At 74.6% G+C, this 16116-nt stretch carries 16 protein-coding genes; 8 read left to right on the top strand and 8 right to left on the bottom strand.

From position 1 onward, the window contains the following. Positions 1-3 precede the first annotated feature (3 nt). The 3 genes from IE321_RS00225 to IE321_RS00215 all read right to left on the bottom strand — a co-directional run bounded on the left by IE321_RS00225 (position 4) and on the right by IE321_RS00215 (position 3169). Entirely contained in the window at positions 4-2058 is a 2055-nt protein-coding gene (locus IE321_RS00225; RefSeq protein WP_190221242.1) for a phosphocholine-specific phospholipase C, read from the bottom strand. 201 nt (positions 2059-2259) lie between these two features. Then, positions 2260-2604, bottom strand: coding sequence for an ArsR/SmtB family transcription factor (locus IE321_RS00220; protein ID WP_043222008.1), 345 nt, complete (start codon positions 2602-2604; stop codon positions 2260-2262). A 190-nt stretch (positions 2605-2794) separates the two neighbouring features. Continuing rightward, positions 2795-3169, bottom strand: coding sequence for a hypothetical protein (locus tag IE321_RS00215; protein WP_043222010.1), 375 nt, complete (start codon positions 3167-3169; stop codon positions 2795-2797). A 330-nt stretch (positions 3170-3499) separates the two neighbouring features. Here IE321_RS00215 and IE321_RS00210 point away from each other — a divergent pair, with 330 nt between their 5' ends. Both IE321_RS00210 and IE321_RS00205 read left to right on the top strand, forming a co-directional pair. Beyond that, entirely contained in the window at positions 3500-4282 is a 783-nt protein-coding gene (locus IE321_RS00210; RefSeq protein ID WP_190221241.1) for a macro domain-containing protein, read from the top strand. Positions 4283-4364: 82 nt separating this feature from the next. Continuing rightward, on the top strand, positions 4365-6002 hold the full coding sequence (locus IE321_RS00205; protein ID WP_043222133.1) for an ADP-ribosyltransferase domain-containing protein: 1638 nt from the start codon (positions 4365-4367) through the stop codon (positions 6000-6002). A 104-nt stretch (positions 6003-6106) separates the two neighbouring features. Here IE321_RS00205 and IE321_RS00200 read toward each other — a convergent pair whose 3' ends face one another. Continuing rightward, positions 6107-6955 carry a dienelactone hydrolase family protein gene (locus tag IE321_RS00200; RefSeq protein WP_190221240.1) on the bottom strand — a complete coding sequence of 283 codons (849 nt, stop codon included), beginning with the start codon at positions 6953-6955 and terminating at the stop codon, positions 6107-6109. Between the two features lie 321 nt (positions 6956-7276). Here IE321_RS00200 and IE321_RS00195 point away from each other — a divergent pair, with 321 nt between their 5' ends. The 5 genes from IE321_RS00195 (at position 7277) to IE321_RS00175 (ending at position 10916) form a co-directional block, all read left to right on the top strand. Continuing rightward, positions 7277-8281, top strand: coding sequence for a GlxA family transcriptional regulator (locus tag IE321_RS00195; protein WP_190221239.1), 1005 nt, complete (start codon positions 7277-7279; stop codon positions 8279-8281). Continuing rightward, the gene (locus IE321_RS00190) at positions 8278-8424 is read left to right on the top strand and encodes a hypothetical protein (RefSeq protein ID WP_190221238.1); all 147 of its coding nucleotides are present in this window, start codon (positions 8278-8280) and stop codon (positions 8422-8424) included. Before IE321_RS00195 ends, IE321_RS00190 begins: the two co-directional genes overlap by 4 nt. Before the next feature lie 7 nt (positions 8425-8431). Next, positions 8432-9007 (top strand): SMI1/KNR4 family protein, encoded by a 576-nt coding sequence (locus tag IE321_RS00185; RefSeq protein ID WP_190221237.1) that lies wholly within the window; start codon positions 8432-8434, stop codon positions 9005-9007. Positions 9008-9173: 166 nt separating this feature from the next. Continuing rightward, positions 9174-10295, top strand: coding sequence for a DNA alkylation repair protein (locus tag IE321_RS00180; protein WP_190221236.1), 1122 nt, complete (start codon positions 9174-9176; stop codon positions 10293-10295). A gap of 330 nt (positions 10296-10625) precedes the next feature. Continuing rightward, positions 10626-10916 (top strand): WhiB family transcriptional regulator, encoded by a 291-nt coding sequence (locus IE321_RS00175; RefSeq protein WP_190221235.1) that lies wholly within the window; start codon positions 10626-10628, stop codon positions 10914-10916. Positions 10917-11017: 101 nt separating this feature from the next. On the opposite strand, the gene IE321_RS00170 is transcribed toward IE321_RS00175, so the two are convergent. Both IE321_RS00170 and IE321_RS00165 read right to left on the bottom strand, forming a co-directional pair. Further along, complete coding sequence (locus tag IE321_RS00170; RefSeq protein ID WP_190221234.1) at positions 11018-11497, bottom strand: GNAT family N-acetyltransferase; 480 nt, start codon at positions 11495-11497, stop codon at positions 11018-11020. A gap of 345 nt (positions 11498-11842) precedes the next feature. Beyond that, a complete protein-coding gene (locus IE321_RS00165) occupies positions 11843-12376 on the bottom strand; it encodes a GNAT family N-acetyltransferase (protein ID WP_190221233.1) in 534 nt (177 codons plus the stop codon). 87 nt (positions 12377-12463) lie between these two features. Here IE321_RS00165 and IE321_RS00160 point away from each other — a divergent pair, with 87 nt between their 5' ends. After that, the gene (locus tag IE321_RS00160; protein WP_190221232.1) at positions 12464-13042 is read left to right on the top strand and encodes a TetR family transcriptional regulator; all 579 of its coding nucleotides are present in this window, start codon (positions 12464-12466) and stop codon (positions 13040-13042) included. Between the two features lie 27 nt (positions 13043-13069). On the opposite strand, the gene IE321_RS00155 is transcribed toward IE321_RS00160, so the two are convergent. Together IE321_RS00155 and IE321_RS00150 are read right to left on the bottom strand one after the other, a co-directional pair. Further along, positions 13070-14170 carry a glycosyltransferase gene (locus tag IE321_RS00155; protein ID WP_190221231.1) on the bottom strand — a complete coding sequence of 367 codons (1101 nt, stop codon included), beginning with the start codon at positions 14168-14170 and terminating at the stop codon, positions 13070-13072. Between the two features lie 103 nt (positions 14171-14273). After that, complete coding sequence (locus IE321_RS00150) at positions 14274-16061, bottom strand: glycosyltransferase family 4 protein (RefSeq protein ID WP_190221230.1); 1788 nt, start codon at positions 16059-16061, stop codon at positions 14274-14276. Positions 16062-16116: the final 55 nt, after the last annotated feature.

The following is a 16116-nucleotide window of genomic DNA, read 5'->3' as shown; positions in this document are numbered from 1 at the left end:
GGGTCAGTACGTCAGGATGCCCGGGTCGGTGACGCCCTCCGCGCCCGTCTCCACGTGTCCGGCGAGCCGGCGCACGTAGTCGGTGTGCGCGGGAGAGGTGATCGTGACGTCGTACCACCGGCCGGAGGCGGACAGCGGCACCGAGTGGGTGACGGTCGCGCCCCGGGCCACCGTCAGCGTCTGCGGGCCGCCCGCGTAGGCGTGGGTGACGGTCACGGTCGTGGTGGCGCCGGCGTTGGTGAAGCTGAGGTCCAGGGCGCCGGTGGCGGCGTTGTGGCGGGCGGTGACCTCGGGGACGGCGGTCTTGCCGGGGGAGCGGAAGCGGCGCAGGAAGCCGTTGGGGCCGTGCACGGTGAGGTCCGTGGTGCCCTTGGAGTACTTGGTGTTCCAGGTGTCCGCGATCGAGGTGCCGGCCGCCGTCGTGTACGTCCAGGGCGCGTCGGTGCGGTTGGCCGAGGTCACGTAGAACTGGGCGCCGGCGGACGGGCCGCCGCTGAACGCCAGCCGGAAGGTGCCGGCCGCGGTGTCGGCGGAGCCGTCCACGTACGGGGCGTACTTCAGCGGGCGGGTGGGCTTGGAGCCCGGCTCCTGCCGCGGCATCGAGCCGACGGCCGGCGCGGTGGCCGGGAAGTCGGGGTGCCGGTCGCGGTCCGGCGGGTAGTACCCGGCGGTGGACGGCAGGGCGACCGGCTGAGGCTGCGCGCGGCCGAAGTCGAAGGCCGAGGTCAGATCGCCGCAGACGGCCCGCCGCCACGGGGAGATCTGCGGCTCCTGGACGCCGAAGCGGCGCTCGATGAACCGGATCACCGAGGTGTGGTCGAAGGTCTCGGAGCAGGTGTAGCCGCCGGTGGACCAGGGGGAGACGACGAGCATCGGCACCCGGGGCCCCAGGCCGTAGGGCCCGGCGACGTAGCCGGTCCTGCCCGGGAAGTGGTCGAGGGTGGTGGGGACGGTCGACAGGCCCTGCGCGGCCGAGGCCGGGACGTAGGGCGGGACGACGTGGTCGAAGAAGCCGTCGTTCTCGTCGTAGGTGATGAACAGCGCGGTACGGGCCCACACGTCCGGGTTGGAGGTCAGCGCGTCCAGGACCTGCGCGATGTACCAGGCGCCGTAGTTCGACGGCCAGTTGGAGTGCTCGGAGAAGGCCTCGGGCGCGGCGATCCAGGAGACCTGCGGCAGCGTGCCGGCCCGTACGTCGGCGCGCAGCCGGTCGAAGTAGCCCTCGCCCGCCTTGGCGTCGGTGCCGGTGCGGGCCTTGTCGTACAGGGGGTTGCCGGGCTGGGCGTTGCGGTAGGCGTTGAAGTAGAGCAGCGAGTTGTCGCCGTAGTTGCCGCGGTAGGCGTCGTTGATCCAGCCCCAGGAGCCGGCCGCGTTCAGCCCGTCGCCGACGTCCTGGTAGATCCGCCAGGAGACCCCGGCCGCCTCCAGGCGCTCGGGGTACGTCTTCCAGCCGTAGCCGGCCTCGGCGTTGTTGAGGACCGGGCCGCCGCCGGTGCCGTCGTTGCCGGTGTGTCCCGACCACAGGTAGTAGCGGTTCGGGTCGGTCGAGCCGATGAAGGAGCAGTGGTAGGCGTCGCAGACGGTGAACGCGTCGGCGAGCGCGTAGTGGAAGGGGATGTCCTCACGGGTGAGGTGCGCCATCGTCGCCTTGGTCTTGGCGGGTATCCAGTTGTCGTACCTGCCCTTGTTGAAGGCGCTCTGGCCGCCCGCCCAGTCGTGGTTGAGGCCCTGGAGGAACTCCATGCCCAGCTTCGCGCTCTCCGGCCGGAAGGGCAGGGTCACCTTCGAGCCGTCCGACTGGTTCCAGACGGACTTGCCGCTCGGCAGCATGACGGGACGGGGGTCGCCGAACCCGCGGACGCCCTTCATCGCCCCGAAATAGTGGTCGAAGGAACGGTTCTCCTGCATCAGGACGACGATGTGCTCGACGTCCTGGAGCGTGCCGGTCGACCCCTGCGCGGGGATGGCGGCGGCACGGGCGATGGACTCGGAGAGCGCGCTGAAGGCGACGGCGCCACCGGCGAGCTGAAGGAACCGGCGACGATCGAGGTCGGCCATGGGGGAGTAGTCCTCCGGGGTACGAGCGGACGGGAACGGAACGCCGGCCGGGGACCGGCGCAGGGCGCCCCAAGAAGAGCGTCCGCGAACCACCGGACCACGACCGTCCCGTGACTTCCCGCTGTACACCCGGGAAAATCCCCCGCGCCGGAGCGAGCCTCGCGGACCGGGGACGTCGGGGCGGGTGCGGCGGGCCGGGGACTACTCCGGGCGCGCCCCGTCCGCGTGGCGGAGTTCCTCCAGGAGCTCGCTCTGGCCGACCAGGAGCTCCGTCAGGATGCGCCGCGCGGCCTTGAGGAGATCGGCCACGTCCCCGCCGGCCAGGGCGTAGCTGACGGTGGCGCCGTCGCGGATGGAGATCACGATCCCGGACCGGCGCAGGACCGCGAGCTGCTGGCTGAGATTGGACGGCTCTATGTCGATGTCCTTGAGCAGTTCGCGTACGGGGAGGGGTCCGTGCTGCAACAGCTCCAGGACACGGATCCGGACGGGGTGCCCGAGCATGCGAAAGAACTCCGCCTTGGCCTGGTACAGCGGCACCTGCATGCGACGACTCTCCCCCCGGGCCGGCAGGTCCGGACGCCGACGGCCGGACCTGCCGGAACCTTGATCCACGGCTGACGGTCATTCTCCCGCGTCCCGGCTTCCGCACGCCCTCAACTGATCACTTTCAGATGTGCCGAGTTGAAGATTTCTTCAAGTAGAGGGCGTGCGAAACCGGTTCACGGGAGACGTGTCACAGCTCCAGGTCCGCCTCGATGCGCCTGAGCTGGTGCCTGGCCATGGCCAGGTTGGCCCGGCCCTTGTCCAGGACTATGTACAGGAACAGGCCGTTGCCGCCCCGCCCCTTGATCAGCCGGATCAGGTGGTACTGGCTGCCGAGGGTGATCAGCATGTCCTCGATGCCGTCCTCGATGCCCAGCATCTCCATCGTCCGGAGCTTCGCCCGGACGACATCGGTGTTCCCGGCCGCGGCGACGGTCAGGTCGAGGTCCTTGCCCCCGCCCAGCGTCCCGAGGGCCATGCCGCTCGTGTAGTCGACCAGCGCGGCTCCCACACTGCCCTCGATGGAGGTCATCGCCTCCTTCAGAGACGTTTCCACACTCGCCATCAGTAGTGCTCCCTTGGTTCAAGACGGCCCCGGCCGGACGTCACGCCCCGGACCGGGTGGTGATCGCGGACGACCCCCACTAGACACCACCCGGACGGGGAATGAGGGGCTTTCGGCACAAGACGATGCCCCGGGCATAGGACGGTGCGTCATTTCGCGCCGTTCGGCGCCCCCATGACGACGGTCGGGCCGCTCCCCGGCGGAACCGGGGAGCGCGCACCCGGACCCTCCCTCCTGACGGCCCCGGCGTCCCGGCTGAACAGGGGCGTTGTCAGTGGTGCCCACTAGGTTCGGAGGTGTTGCAAGAGACCGTTCCTACAGGGGGCTTCGATGACCGACGGCTGGGTGGACACCGCGCTGCGGGTGGTGCTGACGGATGTCAACGCGGGAGTGGTGGAGGCATGGCGCGCCGCCTTCGCGGACGTGCCCGGAATCGAGATCCGGCGGGGTTCGATCCTCGACGAGGACGTCGACGCGTGGGTCACGCCGACGAACGCGGCGGGCCGGATGGACGGCGGCGTCGACGCCGTGATCAAGCGTCATCTGGGCGCCGGCATCCAGCTGCGGGTGCGGCGGGCGATCGAGGACCGCTTCGGCGGGAGCATGCCGGTCGGCAGCGCGGTGTGCGTCCCGTCGGGCGCCACCGTGCCGCGCTTCGTCATCTCGACGCCGACGATGGTGTCCTCCTCGCAGAACGTGAGCGAGACCCTGAACGTGGCCATGGCCTGCGCCGCCGCCTTCCAGGCCGTGCACCGGCAGAACCGGAAGGCACCCGGCAGCATCCGCTCCGTGGCGCTCGTCGGCATGGGCGCCCGCACCGGCCGCGTCCCGGCCCGGGTCTGCGCCAACCTGATGTGGACGGGCTACACGCTCTTCCACGACCACTGGTTCCAGGACGACGACGAGCTGCGCGCCACCATCACCGCCCAGCTCGCCGGCATCGACCAGGCGCCGCACACGACCCGCGTCCGCATCGTGCCGCCGGGCGGGACGCCGGCGACCGGCGCGCCGGCCAAAGGGGGCGCTGCCAAAGGAGCCGCTGCCAAAGGAGCAGGCGCCAAAGGGGGCGCTGCCGAAGGAGCACACGCCGAAGGGCATCCCTTTCGCCGCTGACGAGGCCGCTCCGGCCGACTCGCCGGTGCCGGCCGACGGCACCGTCCACCCCGCAGCCACGACCCCCGGGAGTTCCCCCGCCATGAGCGAAGCCACCCCGTCCGCGCCGCAGCCCGACCCGAACGACCCGCTCGCCCTGGCCGAGCTGTTCACGGGCGGCGGCGAGCCGTGGCTGCCCGTCCTGAAGCCCGTCATCGAGGCCCGCGCGGACGCCGACCGGTTCATCGGTCCGGGCCGCAGCCCGCAGGTGGTCCCGGTCCGCGAGCTGACCTTCCAGGCGCTCAAGCCCCACCCGGCGCACAAGTGGAAGGTCGTCGTCTTCGGACAGAACCCCTACCCGCGGCCGGAGAGCGCCACCGGCATCGCCATGTTCGACAACACCTTCAACGACTGGAAGGACAGCCAGTTCGGACGGGTCGTCAGCATCCGCTGCCTGATCAAGGCGGCCGCGATGTGGAAGTACGGCATCGTCAAGAAGACCCCGATCGCCGAGGTCCGCGCCCTGCTGAAGGAGCGGGACACGGTCCAGCCGCCCGAGTGGTTCCAGGCCATGCTCACGCAGGGCGTCCTGCTCCTGAACGCCTCGCTGACCGCGAGCGGCGACGGCGCGATGGCCACCGACCAGCACACCGCCTTCTGGCGGCCCGTCGCCGAGCGGATCGTCGAGGAGATCCTGCGCGCCAAGCAGGACGCCGAGGATCCGGAGGACCGGGGCGTCGTCTTCGCCTGGTGGGGCGCGCACGCCCGCAGCCTCAAGAAGACCGTGCAGCGCCTGGAGAAGAAGTACCCCGGTGTCGAGGTCCGGCACCTCGACCACGCCAACCCGGCCGCCCAGGGCGACATCTTCTGCGACGGCGACCACCTCGCCACCGTGAACGACGCCCTGATGTCCCTCGGCGCCGAAGCCGTCGACTGGCTGCCGAGCAAGGGCTGGAACAAGCCCCCGGCAGGCTCCGCCCCGGGTGCCGGATCCGCCCCGGGCGAGGACGTCGCCGCCCGCATGGGCGCCTTCATCGCGTCGACGATGGAGCTCCACCAGCTGTACCTGGAGCGGCTCACCAGCGTCCGCGACGAGGGGCACGTCCTGCCCCCGCTCACCGGCGTGTTCGACACCCCGCTGATGTCCTTCGAGGAGGCCGTCGCCCCGGTCGCCCGGGTCCTGCGGGGCCTCACCGGGCACATCGACCGCTCCCGCGAGTTCGGCAAGCGGCGCGCCGACGAACCGGCCGGCGCCGGGCTCTCCGCCGACGCCGTCGCCGCCCTCTTCCTCTACACCTGCGAGTCCGGCTTCTACCGCACCATCAACGCCGTCCTGCGCTCGCCCGACCGCGCCCGCGCCGTCCCCTACCTGCCCTACCTCCGCCTGCTGTTCTCCGCGGTCGAGTCCCTCCCGGTCCGCACCGAGCCGCTGTGGCGCGGCGTCGCCCTGGACCTCCGCGGCCAGTACCCCCTGGGCTCGACGGTCACCTGGTGGGGCGTCTCCTCCTGCACCTCGGAACTGGGCGTCGCCCGCTCCTTCCTCGGCAGCCGGGGCAAGCGGACCCTCTTCGAGGTGACCCCCGCCCGCGCCGTGGGCATCCGCAGCTTCTCCGCCTTCACGGGCGAGGAGGAGTACATCCTCGCCCCGGGCACCCAGCTGGAGGTCACCGACGTGAAGGCCGAACGCGGCGGCCTGTGCACCGTCAAGCTGAGGGAACTGGAGACCCGCCTGGTGTCCTGACCCACCGCCCTACCCGGAGGACCACCCTCCCGGCCCCGCCCCGTCCGGCCGCGGCCCCCGCTCGCGCGGGGCGCCCGCGCCGGCGGGGCGCCGCCCGTCGCGGGTCACTCCGCTGTCGCGGCCTCCCGCGAGACCCCGAGCCGCTCCGCCAGGAAGGCGATGATCTCGTCCCGGGCCCGCACCGTGGGGTGACCGGCGGCGTCCACCAGATGTGCCGTGACGACGCTGTGGGCGCAGCCGACGACCTCGCGGAAGAAGGGCGGCGGATCGGTGTTCGCCACGCCGGCGGGCAGCACGCGGCCGTCGAAGGCGTCCCCGAGCAGCGCGCGGTAGGCGGCGAACCTGCGGCCCGTGCACCAGCGGTCGTCCTCGAAGCGGTAGGCGAGCACCTTCAGACCCTCGCGCCGGACGCGCTCGGCCACGGCCGCGGCGTCCCCCTCGCCCAGTTCGAGCCCGCCGGGGTCGTCGAGCGGCAGCGACGGATGGTTGACCACGGGCGCGACGACCGCCGGCTCCAGCGTCATCGAGAGCGCGAAGTTGCCGGTGAAGCACAGCCCGACGGCTCCCACCCCCGGCCCGCCCCGCTCGGCGTGCGCCGCCCGCGCCAGCCCCCGCAGCCACCCGACCACGGGGCTGGTGCCGCCGCCCGCGAACGCCCGGAACTCGGCGCTGACACAGGCGCGCCGCATGACCGTCCCGGCCGCGTCGGCCGGCGGATAGGCCCCGTCGACGCCGAACAGGGACGGCACGTACACCGAGAGCCCCGCGTCCCTGATCCACCGCGCGAACCGGGCGACGTCGGGACTGATCCCCGGCATCTCCGGCATCAGCACGACCGCGGGCCCCGCCCCGGAGACGTACACGCGCTTGCTCACCCCCTCCACCTCGACCTCCCTGCGCTCGAAGTCGTCCAGCGGGTCGTCGTCCCGCCCCTGCGTCCGCTTGGTTGCCATGACGGGAAGCATGGCGAGAAGCTGTCCCCCGGTGAACCGGCGATATCGCCGCATCGCCGGGGAATCCCGCCACCCGCCATCACCGGGGAACCGCTCCACCCGAGATCACCGGGAATCCCGCCACCCCCGACACCCACCACCTCCGACATCCACCATTCCCGACATCCACCATTCCCGACATCCACCATTCCCGACACCCGCCACCCCTGACAGCCGCCACCCCCGACACCCGCCCCTCGCGAGCCCGGGCGCCCCGCCCACCGGCTGCCCTCGCCCCCCGTCCCCCTCGGCTGCCCTCGCCCCGTCCCCTCGGAGACCCGTATGAGCCCCCTGCGCGTGAGCGTCCTGGCCTACCCCGGCTGCTTCGCGTCGGAGGTGTACGGCGTGCCCGACCTCCTGACCATGGCCGCGCACGTCACCGCCGCGCAGGGGCGGACGGAGCCGTCGTACGAGACCTCCGTGGTCTCCCCGCGCAGGCGCGTGCACGCCGTCGGCGGCGCCCGCGTCGACGTCTCCGCGGTCCGCCCCGCCGACGTCCTGATCGTGCCCGGCTTCGACCTGCCGCCCACGCTCGACCCGGACACGGCGCTCGCGGGACTCGCCCCCGAACTCGCCGTGATCCGCGACCGGGCGGCCGAGGGGAGCGCCGTGGTGTCGATCTGCGTCGGCGCCTTCCTCCTGGCGGAGGCCGGAATGCTCCAGGGCCGCGAGGCGACCACGTCCTGGCTGTACGCGGACCGCCTCGCCCGTCGCCACCCGGACGTCCGGGTCCGTGCCGAGAGCCTCGTGGTGACCGACCGGGGAGTGACGACCACCGCGGCGTTCAGCGCCATGTACGACTTCGCGCTGCGGTTCGTCCGCGACCACGACGGCCCCCGCGCCGCCCGGGCCACCGCGCGCGTCGCCCTCCTGGACGACACCCGGTCCACCCAGTCCCCGTACGTCGACACGAACCTCCTGCCGGCCACCGGGCACGCCTTCGCCGCGACCGTCATGCGCCGGCTCGACCAGAACCTCGCCGCCCGCTACGACCTGCCGGCCCTCGCCCGGGAGTTCGGCGTCAGCACCAGGACCCTGCTGCGCCGCTTCGGCGCGGAGACGGGCCGGACGCCGCTCGCGTACCTGCACGGCGCGCGCGTACGCAGGGCCGTTCACCTCCTGGAGACGACCGACCGCACCGTCGCCGCCATCGCCGCCGACGTCGGCTACCGCGACCCGGGGACCTTCGCCGGCATCTTCACCCGCCACACGGGACGCCGGCCCAGCGTCCACCGGGCCACCAGCCGGACGGAGCCCCCGCCCGAGGGGGGATCCAGCCGCCCGTGAGCGACTCCGTGGCCGCCGTCGCCTTCACGCCCCCGACCTGGAACAGGCCCCCCGACCTGGACAGGCCCTCCGACCTGGTGGAACGGGCCCCGATCCAGCGGCTGCCCGCCCGCCCCGCGGTGCGCCCGCCGACTCTTGCATGATGGCGGAATGAACACGGAAACCTGCGACCCGGCCGAGCTGGCCGCCCTCCGCGAGCTCCTCGCCTCCCACCCCGACGCGGCGCCGCCGGCCGGCTGGGAGGCGGTGCGGTCCTTCGAGGCGGAGCACGGCGTCGTCCTCCCGGAGCCGTACCGCACCTTCGTCGCGGAGGTCGGCGACGGACTGCGCGCGGGACCGCCGTACTACGGTCTGCTGCCCCTCGCGCAGACGCCGCCCGACTGGGGGGCGGGCCGCCCCGAACGCCGCCTCGCCGAGCCCTTCCCGCTCACGGAGGCATGGGTCTGGGAGGACGACGAGGACCCGGCCCTGCCGGAGGAGGAGTTCGAGGCCTGGACGAGCGCCGTCTTCGACCACGGTTCGCTCCTGCTCGGCACCGACGGCTGCGGCATGTACTGGCACCTCGTCGTCACGGGCCCGCAGCGCGGCCACGTCTGGCAGATCGCCGGCGAGGGCGCGCTCCCCTTCGGCTCCCACGTCGCCGACCCCCCGATGCCCGGCATCCCCGGCTTCACCGGCTGGGTCACCCACTGGTCCCGGGGCCAGGACTGGTTCCCCGACGCCTGAGGACCGCGCACACCGTCGCCCGGGGGTGTCGGGCGCGGCCGATCCTCCGCCGGCCCGGCTCTCTCGGCCCTCTCGGCCGCGGAGGCCGGATACCCGCCGGGCTCGAACGTAGGCTGCGGGGAAGGGTTTTCTCCGTAGCGGACGAGACGAAGGCGGGTTCTGGGGCATGGCGGGTGAGTACGGCCTGAAGCGGTACTTCGACGGGGAGGCGGCACGTCTGGTCGGGGAGAGGGTCCGGGTCGTCCGGCCGGCGTTCGACGTGGACGGATACGCGGCCGAGGTCGAGGCGCGGGTCGTCGGGAAGGAACTGAAGGACCGGGTCCTCGTGCTGGCGGAGGGGCTGCGCACCCGGCTGCCCGCCGCGTACCCGGAGGCCGTACCCGTCCTGCTGTCCGTACTGGGTGACGAACTCGCCGAGGGGCAGGGGATGTTCACCACCAGCTGGTTCCTCATGCCGGTCGCCCGGTTCGTCGAGGAGTACGGTCTCGACCACCCCGAGGTGTCGCTGGACGCCATCGAGGCGATCACCCGGCGGCACACCGGCGAGTACGCGGTCCGCCCCTACGTCGAGCGGCACCACGCCCTCACGATGGACCGCGTCGCCGACTGGGCGCTGAGCCCGAGCCACAACGTGCGGCGCCTCGCGAGCGAGGGGGTGCGCCCCCGGCTGCCGTGGGCGCGGACGCTGACCCGGTTCGTCGAGGACCCGCGGCCGGTCCTCGCCCTCCTCGAACCGCTGCGCGCCGACCCCTCCCCGTACGTGCGCACGTCCGTCGGCAACAACCTGAACGACATCTCCAAGGACTCCCCGGACCTCGCCCTCGCCACCGCGACGCGGTGGCTGGAGGAGAGCCCGACGCCCGAGACCGCCTGGATCGTCCGGCACGGCCTGCGGACCCTGGTGAAGAAGGGCGACCAGCAGGCCCTGGCCCTGCTGGGAGCCACGGGCGGCGAGCACGTCCGGGTGCCCCGGCTGACGGTGACTCCCGGGACGGTGACCCTCGGGGACACCCTCGCGATCGGCTTCGACGTGGAGAACACCGACACCCGGCCGCACCGCGTCACCGTCGACTACGTGGTGCACCACGTGCGCGGCAACGGGCGCGCGCTTCCCAAGGTCTTCAAACTGGCCACCCTCGAACTCGGCCCGGGCGAGCGCCGGTCCGTGGAGAAGGCCCACGCGATCCGGGAGGTGCGGACCCGCCGCTACTACCCCGGCAAGCACACCGTCGACATCCAGGTGAACGGCCTCGTCCGCGCCACCGGCCACTTCGACCTGCACGTCTGAGCCGACCGGACCGCCGTGACCGGCGGCGGTCCTCGGGCGGCGGTCCTCGGTGGGCAGGACGGGCGGCCGGCGAGCCTGAACTACGGGCCGGTCGGTGCGCGTCGGCGAGGAGGCCATCGGGGTCGCGGTCGTGTTCCCCGCGCGTCCGGCGCTGACGGATGGTCACGAAAAGTGGCCGGAAATGCGTGCGGATGTCACCCGATGGAGCGAAGGGTGGGGCGAGGTGTAGACCCGCAGCACATGCCTACGTAGCGTGCCTGATCAATGAACGCCACTGATCGTCGGAGGAGTGGCATGCGGGTCAAGGGGGATCGTGTGGACGGTAGTTGGATGGCGTCGGGTCGGTGCCGGGAGGCGGACGCCGAGGACCTGTTCGTGGAGGGGGCGGCCCAGAACCAGGCCAAGGAGCTGTGCGTCGGCTGCACCGTGCGCGCCGAGTGCCTGGCGTACGCGCTGGACCGGCGGATCGAGCACGGCGTCTGGGGCGGCATGACGGAGCGCGAGCGCCGCGCCCTGCTGAAGCGCCGCCCCACCGTACGGGACTGGGCCGGGCTCCTCCAGGCCGCCCGCCGCGAGCACGCCGCGACCGCGGCGACCGGCGCGGGCCGGCGCACCGCCTGAGAACCCGGCGGGAGCCGTCCCGGGGGTACGCGCGCGGTGGACGTGCCGGAGACGCGGTACCGGGGGGCGCGCCGGTGGCCCGGCGGTCGGTCCGGCGCCCGTCACAGGGTGAGGAGCATCGTGTCCGAGCCGCCGTTGCGGCCCACGGGCGTGAAGCCGAGGGACGTGTAGAGGTGGACGGCGGGGTTGCCGTCCTCGACGCTGAGGCTGAGGCGGGTGGTGGAGCGGTCGGCGGCGGAGCGGATGAGGGCCGCCATGAGGGCGCGGCCGTGGCCGCGGCCGCGGTGGGCGGGCAGGACCGCCAGGGTCAGTTCGGGGACGTCCGGCGCCACGAAGCCGTAGCCGGGCGCGTCCTCCGGGAGGCGGCGCGCCCAGGCCGCTCCGACCGGTTCGCCGGTCTCCGTCTCGGCGACGACGCCGAAGTCGTCCTCGCGGGGCCAGCCGGAGAGGTAGCGGGCGGCGTGCGGGTCGGCGGCGAGCCGCTCGACGGTGAAGCGCTGCTCGCCGGTCCAGTTGTACGCCTCCAGCAGCACGTTCCAGAGGAGGGCGGCGTCGCGGGCGGTGGCGGGGCGCAGGGGCATGGGGTGCCTTCGGGGCGTGAGGGGGCGGCGGGGAGGCGGTCTCGGCCCGTCGGGAGCTGGAGGTGCCGGATGAGCATGAGGACGTTGCGGGCCGCGGCGACCGCCGACGCCACCGTCAGGTGGACGGCGAGGCTGGGGCGTCCGCGTGGCCTCCACGGTACGGCGACGAGCGCGCCCAGCACCGTGATGACGACCGCGTGCGGGCGCACGTTGTCGGTCCAGGCGATGCCGAGGGCCTCCTCGAAGGACGGAACGGGCCTATGCGGCCGGGGTCTTCGGGAGTCGGCGGGTCCATGACGGGACCGTATCCGATGGCCCGTCAGCCCGCTGCGTCGCCCCGGACCGTCAGCGGGGCCCGGACCGGTCTCCCTCCGGCCCCAGGTCCAGCGTCCAGTTCTGGCCGATCAGGTCGTGGCCGAAGCTGTGGTGGGGTTCCTCGTCGGCGAGGGTGAAGCCGAAGCCCTGGTAGATCCCGCGGGCCGCCACCAGGACGTCGTTCGTCCACAGGGTCACCTGCTCGTATCCGGCCGCGCGGGCGAAGGCCAGGCACTCCGCGACCAGGCGGGTCCCGAGGCGCAGGCCCCGGCCCTCCGGGGTGACCAGGAGGAGCCGCAGCCTGGCCTGGGCCGGCCGGTCGCCGCCGACCAGGAAGACGCAGCCCACGCGGCGGCCGTCCAGCTCCGCGATCCAGGCCGCCTCACGGGCCGGGTCGTGCCCGCCGGCGTAGTCGGCGACGATCCCGGCGACCAGCGCCTCGAAGTCGGTGTCCCAGCCGAACTGCCGGTGGTACTCCTCGCCGTGGGTCATCACGACCCACCCCAGGTCGCCGGGGTGGGTGGCGCGGCGCACGGCGATCCGCGTCTCGTCCTGCTGTGTCATGGGCTGTTCTCCCGGACCCGTGGTTCTCGCCCCGCACTCTGCGGCGCGGCACTGAAACAGTCGTTTCAGTTACGTTAGGCTAGCCACGTGCCCCAGAGAACGCCAACCCCGTCCGCCCGGCAGACCGAGCTGCTGGAGGCGGCGTACGCGTACGCCCTCGCCCACGGCCTGGCCGACCTGTCGCTGCGCCCGCTCGCCGAGGCCATCGGCTCCAGCCCCCGGGTCCTGCTCTTCCTCTTCGGGAGCAAGGACGGCCTGGTCCGCGCCCTGCTGGCGCGGGCCCGGGCGGACGAGGTGGCGCTGCTCGGCCGGGCCAGGGAGCCCGAGGCCCCGGTCGGGCTGGTGCCGGCCGTCGAGCGGGTCTGGGCGTGGCTCGCGGCGGAGGAGCACCGGCCGCTGCTGCGGCTGTGGGCGGAGGCGTACACGCGCTCCCTCGTCGAACCGGACGGGGCCTGGGCCGGGTTCGCCCGGGCGACCGTCGAGGACTGGCTCGCCGCCCTGGCCGACTGCCAGCCGCCGTCCGAGCGCGACGGCGAGGCCGGCGCCGTCCGTCGTACCCTCGCCCTCGCCGTCCTGCGGGGCGCCCTGCTCGATCTCCTCGCCACGGACGACGAGCGGCGCGTCAGCGCAGCCGTCGCGCACCAGCTGGCGCTGCTGCGGAGCTGAGACGGCCCGGGACGCCGCTCGGGCGGGTCAGGGCAGCAGCCGCCGGTACAGGGCCGCGTACCGGGCCCGGAAGCGCTCGGGCGTGAAGTCGCGCCGCACAGTGGCCCGGCCCTGCTCGGCGAGGCTCTGCCACCACCACGGGCGGTCGAGCAGCTGGCGCAGCAGATGGCCCGCGCGGTGGGCGTCGCCCGGCGGGGTGCGCAGCACGGCGTCCCGCAGGACGGCGAACTCCGGCAGGTCGCTGAGGATGACCGGCCGCCCCGTGGCCAGCGCCTCCAGGACGGTCAGCGGGATGTCCGCCTTCCCGCCGAGGTCGCGGGGGAGGAAGAGCAGGACGTCGGAGGCGGCCAGCAGCCCCTGCACGTCGTCGACCCGGCCGAGGACGTCCGTCCCGAACAGCCCTTCCCGCGCGGCCCGTTCCCGCAGCCCCCGCTCCAGCGCGGGCACGTCCTGGCCGGGCCGCCCCCGCAGCGCGAGGAGCAGCCGCATCCGCGCCCCGGCCCGTACGGCCACGGCGGCGGCCCGGATCGCGTCGGACGCGCCGCCCAGCGGGTCGTGGTGCCCGGTCACCAGGACGGTGGGCGGTCCGTCGACCGGCCGGGGCACCAGCGGCCACCGGTCCAGCCGGATCATCGGCAGCACGACGGCCACGTCGCCGAAGCCCGCGCCGCCCAGCTGGCGCGCCGTGACGTCGGAGAGGGCCACCGTCGTCCCCAGCGGACGGGCCCGGTGCAGCAGGTCGGGCTCCGCCACCCCGGGCACGGTGTGCAGCACCGGGGTGCCGCCGATCAGCCGGGGCCAGACGCGCGAGAAGCGCGGGTAGCCGGGCCCGATCGTCATCACGACGTGCGCGAGGTCCGCCCCCCGGGCCAGCGGCACGCTGCGCAGGGCCACCTGGAGCCGCTGCCGCCCGTGCGCCAGGCCGTCCCGGGAGTACACGGGGACGGGCCGGCCGCCCACGACGGGGGAGGGCCCCGACCGCCTCGGCCGGCGCGCGAACCACACGAAGTCCGCCTCCGTCATCACCTCGGCGACCGCCGAGGCCAGCGCGATGTCCGTACCGTCCCGGCCGTCCAGCGGGCCGGGGGTGACGAGGAGGACACGGGGCCGCCGGGTCGCCGGGACCATCACGCGCTCCCGGTCGCGGGCCGCGCGGGCCCGCCGCGCGGCGGCCTGCGGGCGGTGGAGGCCGGCGACGCCTCGGGGGAGGAGGAGCGCGGGTGGGCGCCGGTCATGGCGGGCTCACCTCGCGCCACGGCGGGCGAGGGACGGGGGAGGGCGGCGCGCCGTCGAGCAGCCGGCGGGTCAGCGACAGATAGCGGTCGGTCGTCAGGGACCAGGGGCGGGCCCGGGACGTGGCGAGCGCGTCGTGGCCGAGCCGTCGGCGCCAGGGCGAGTCCGAGGCCAGCCGGCGCATGGCCTCCGCCAGCGCCTCGACCTCGAACGCCGGGACGGCCACGCCGCCGCCGGCCCCGGTCCAGCGCAGCCCCGGCAGGTCGAAGTGGAGGACGGGCTTGCCGTGGGCCATGGCCTCCAGGGCCACCAGGCCGAAGGCCGCGTGCCGCGACGGCATCACGACGAAGCAGCAGTCGGCGAGGAGCCGCTCCTTGTGCTCCTCGGTGACGTGCCCGAGCCGGCGGACGTCCCCGCCGCGCGCCTCCCGCGCGAGGAGCCGGTCGAGCGCGCGCTCCTCGGCCCTCGTGCCGCCGCCGGCGATCAGCAGCGGCATCGCCGGGTTCGCGCGGGCGTGGGCCTCCAGGAGCAGGTCGAGGCCCTTGCGCCGGATGTCCGGGCGCCCGAGGAAGAGGACGAAGCCGTCGTCGTGGGGCCGCTCGCCGGGCGGCCGCGGGGCCACCCCGGCGGGGATCACCTCGACGTCCGTCCGGCGGCCGAGGCTCCGCACGGCCGCCGCGCCGGCGTCGTCGGGGACCACCAGGGCGCGGTACCGGCGCAGGCCGATCCGCTCCACGAGGGAGAACGGCGGGCGGCAGCCGCGCCCCGGGGCGCCGCCGCGGCCCGGGCCGATGCCGACCACCGGGGCCCGGGTGAACAGCGGCAGGAGGCCGCCGGGGAACGGCGGGGCGAGGCTCTCCAGCCACAGGTCGTGCGGGACGCGGCGGGCGGCGAGCGGCAGCAGCGCCCGGAACAGCAGCCGGCCCGCCCGGTGGCCGGCGCGGTGCACCGGGAGCCGGCGGCGGATCACCCGGCCGTCGACCGGCGCCGACCGGCGGGAGCCCGCCGTGACGACGGTGACGTCGCACTCCTCCGCCAGCCGTCGGGCGACCTTCCCGACGACCACCGCGTGGCCGCCCCGGTGCTCCGCGTCGCCCGGGTCGTCGAAGACCGACAGCACCACCCGAGGGCGGGCGGTCACCGGGCCGGGGCCGGGCAGACGCTCCCGCACCAGCCGCAGGGCGTCGTCGGCCGTCGACCGGGGCGCCGGACCGGAGCGCAGCCGGACCAGGGGCGGCCCCGGCGCGCCGGCCCAGCGCCGGTACCGCCGCCCGGTCTCCTCCAGTCCCGCGCGCGTGTGGTCGGGATCGCGGGCCAGCAGCACGTCCGGCTCGGCCTCCAGGAGCAGGGCGAGGTCGCACCGGCCCGCCGACCTCAGGAACCGGCGTGCCGGGAGGCCGTCCGGGGCGGGGTCGTACGCGACCAGCCCGTCGAGCGGGCCCCGGTCCGCGAGCACGAGCGAGGGCCGCCGCCCCCGGGCGTTCCGGGCCGCCCGGCGCCGCGCCGCCGCCAGCCGCGCGGACAGCTCGGCGGCGTCCACGAAGCCGTGCGCGCGCTCCAGGAACGCCCGGCCGGAGCGGCCCGCACGGGCCCGGGGCTTCCCGGGGTCCTCCGGGCCCGGGGTCGGGGCGTGCCGTCGGCACAGCACGCACCCGTGGCTGTGAGCGATCTCCACGGTGAAGCCGTCCTCCCGGAGCATCGGGGCGAGCCGGCGGACGAGGGCGGACTTCCCCACGCCCCCGGGGCCCGACACGACGACGACGAACGGGTCCGCGGCCCCGGTCACGGGACGGCCCTCCTCGGCCGGTCCGCGGAGGCCCGCCCGCGCGGCGGCGGCACGG

Origin of the sequence: Streptomyces hydrogenans (assembly GCF_014656075.1) — a bacterium.
Taxonomy (GTDB): Bacteria; Actinomycetota; Actinomycetes; order Streptomycetales; family Streptomycetaceae; genus Streptomyces; species Streptomyces hydrogenans.
This window is presented reverse-complemented; position numbering and strand designations above follow the sequence as displayed.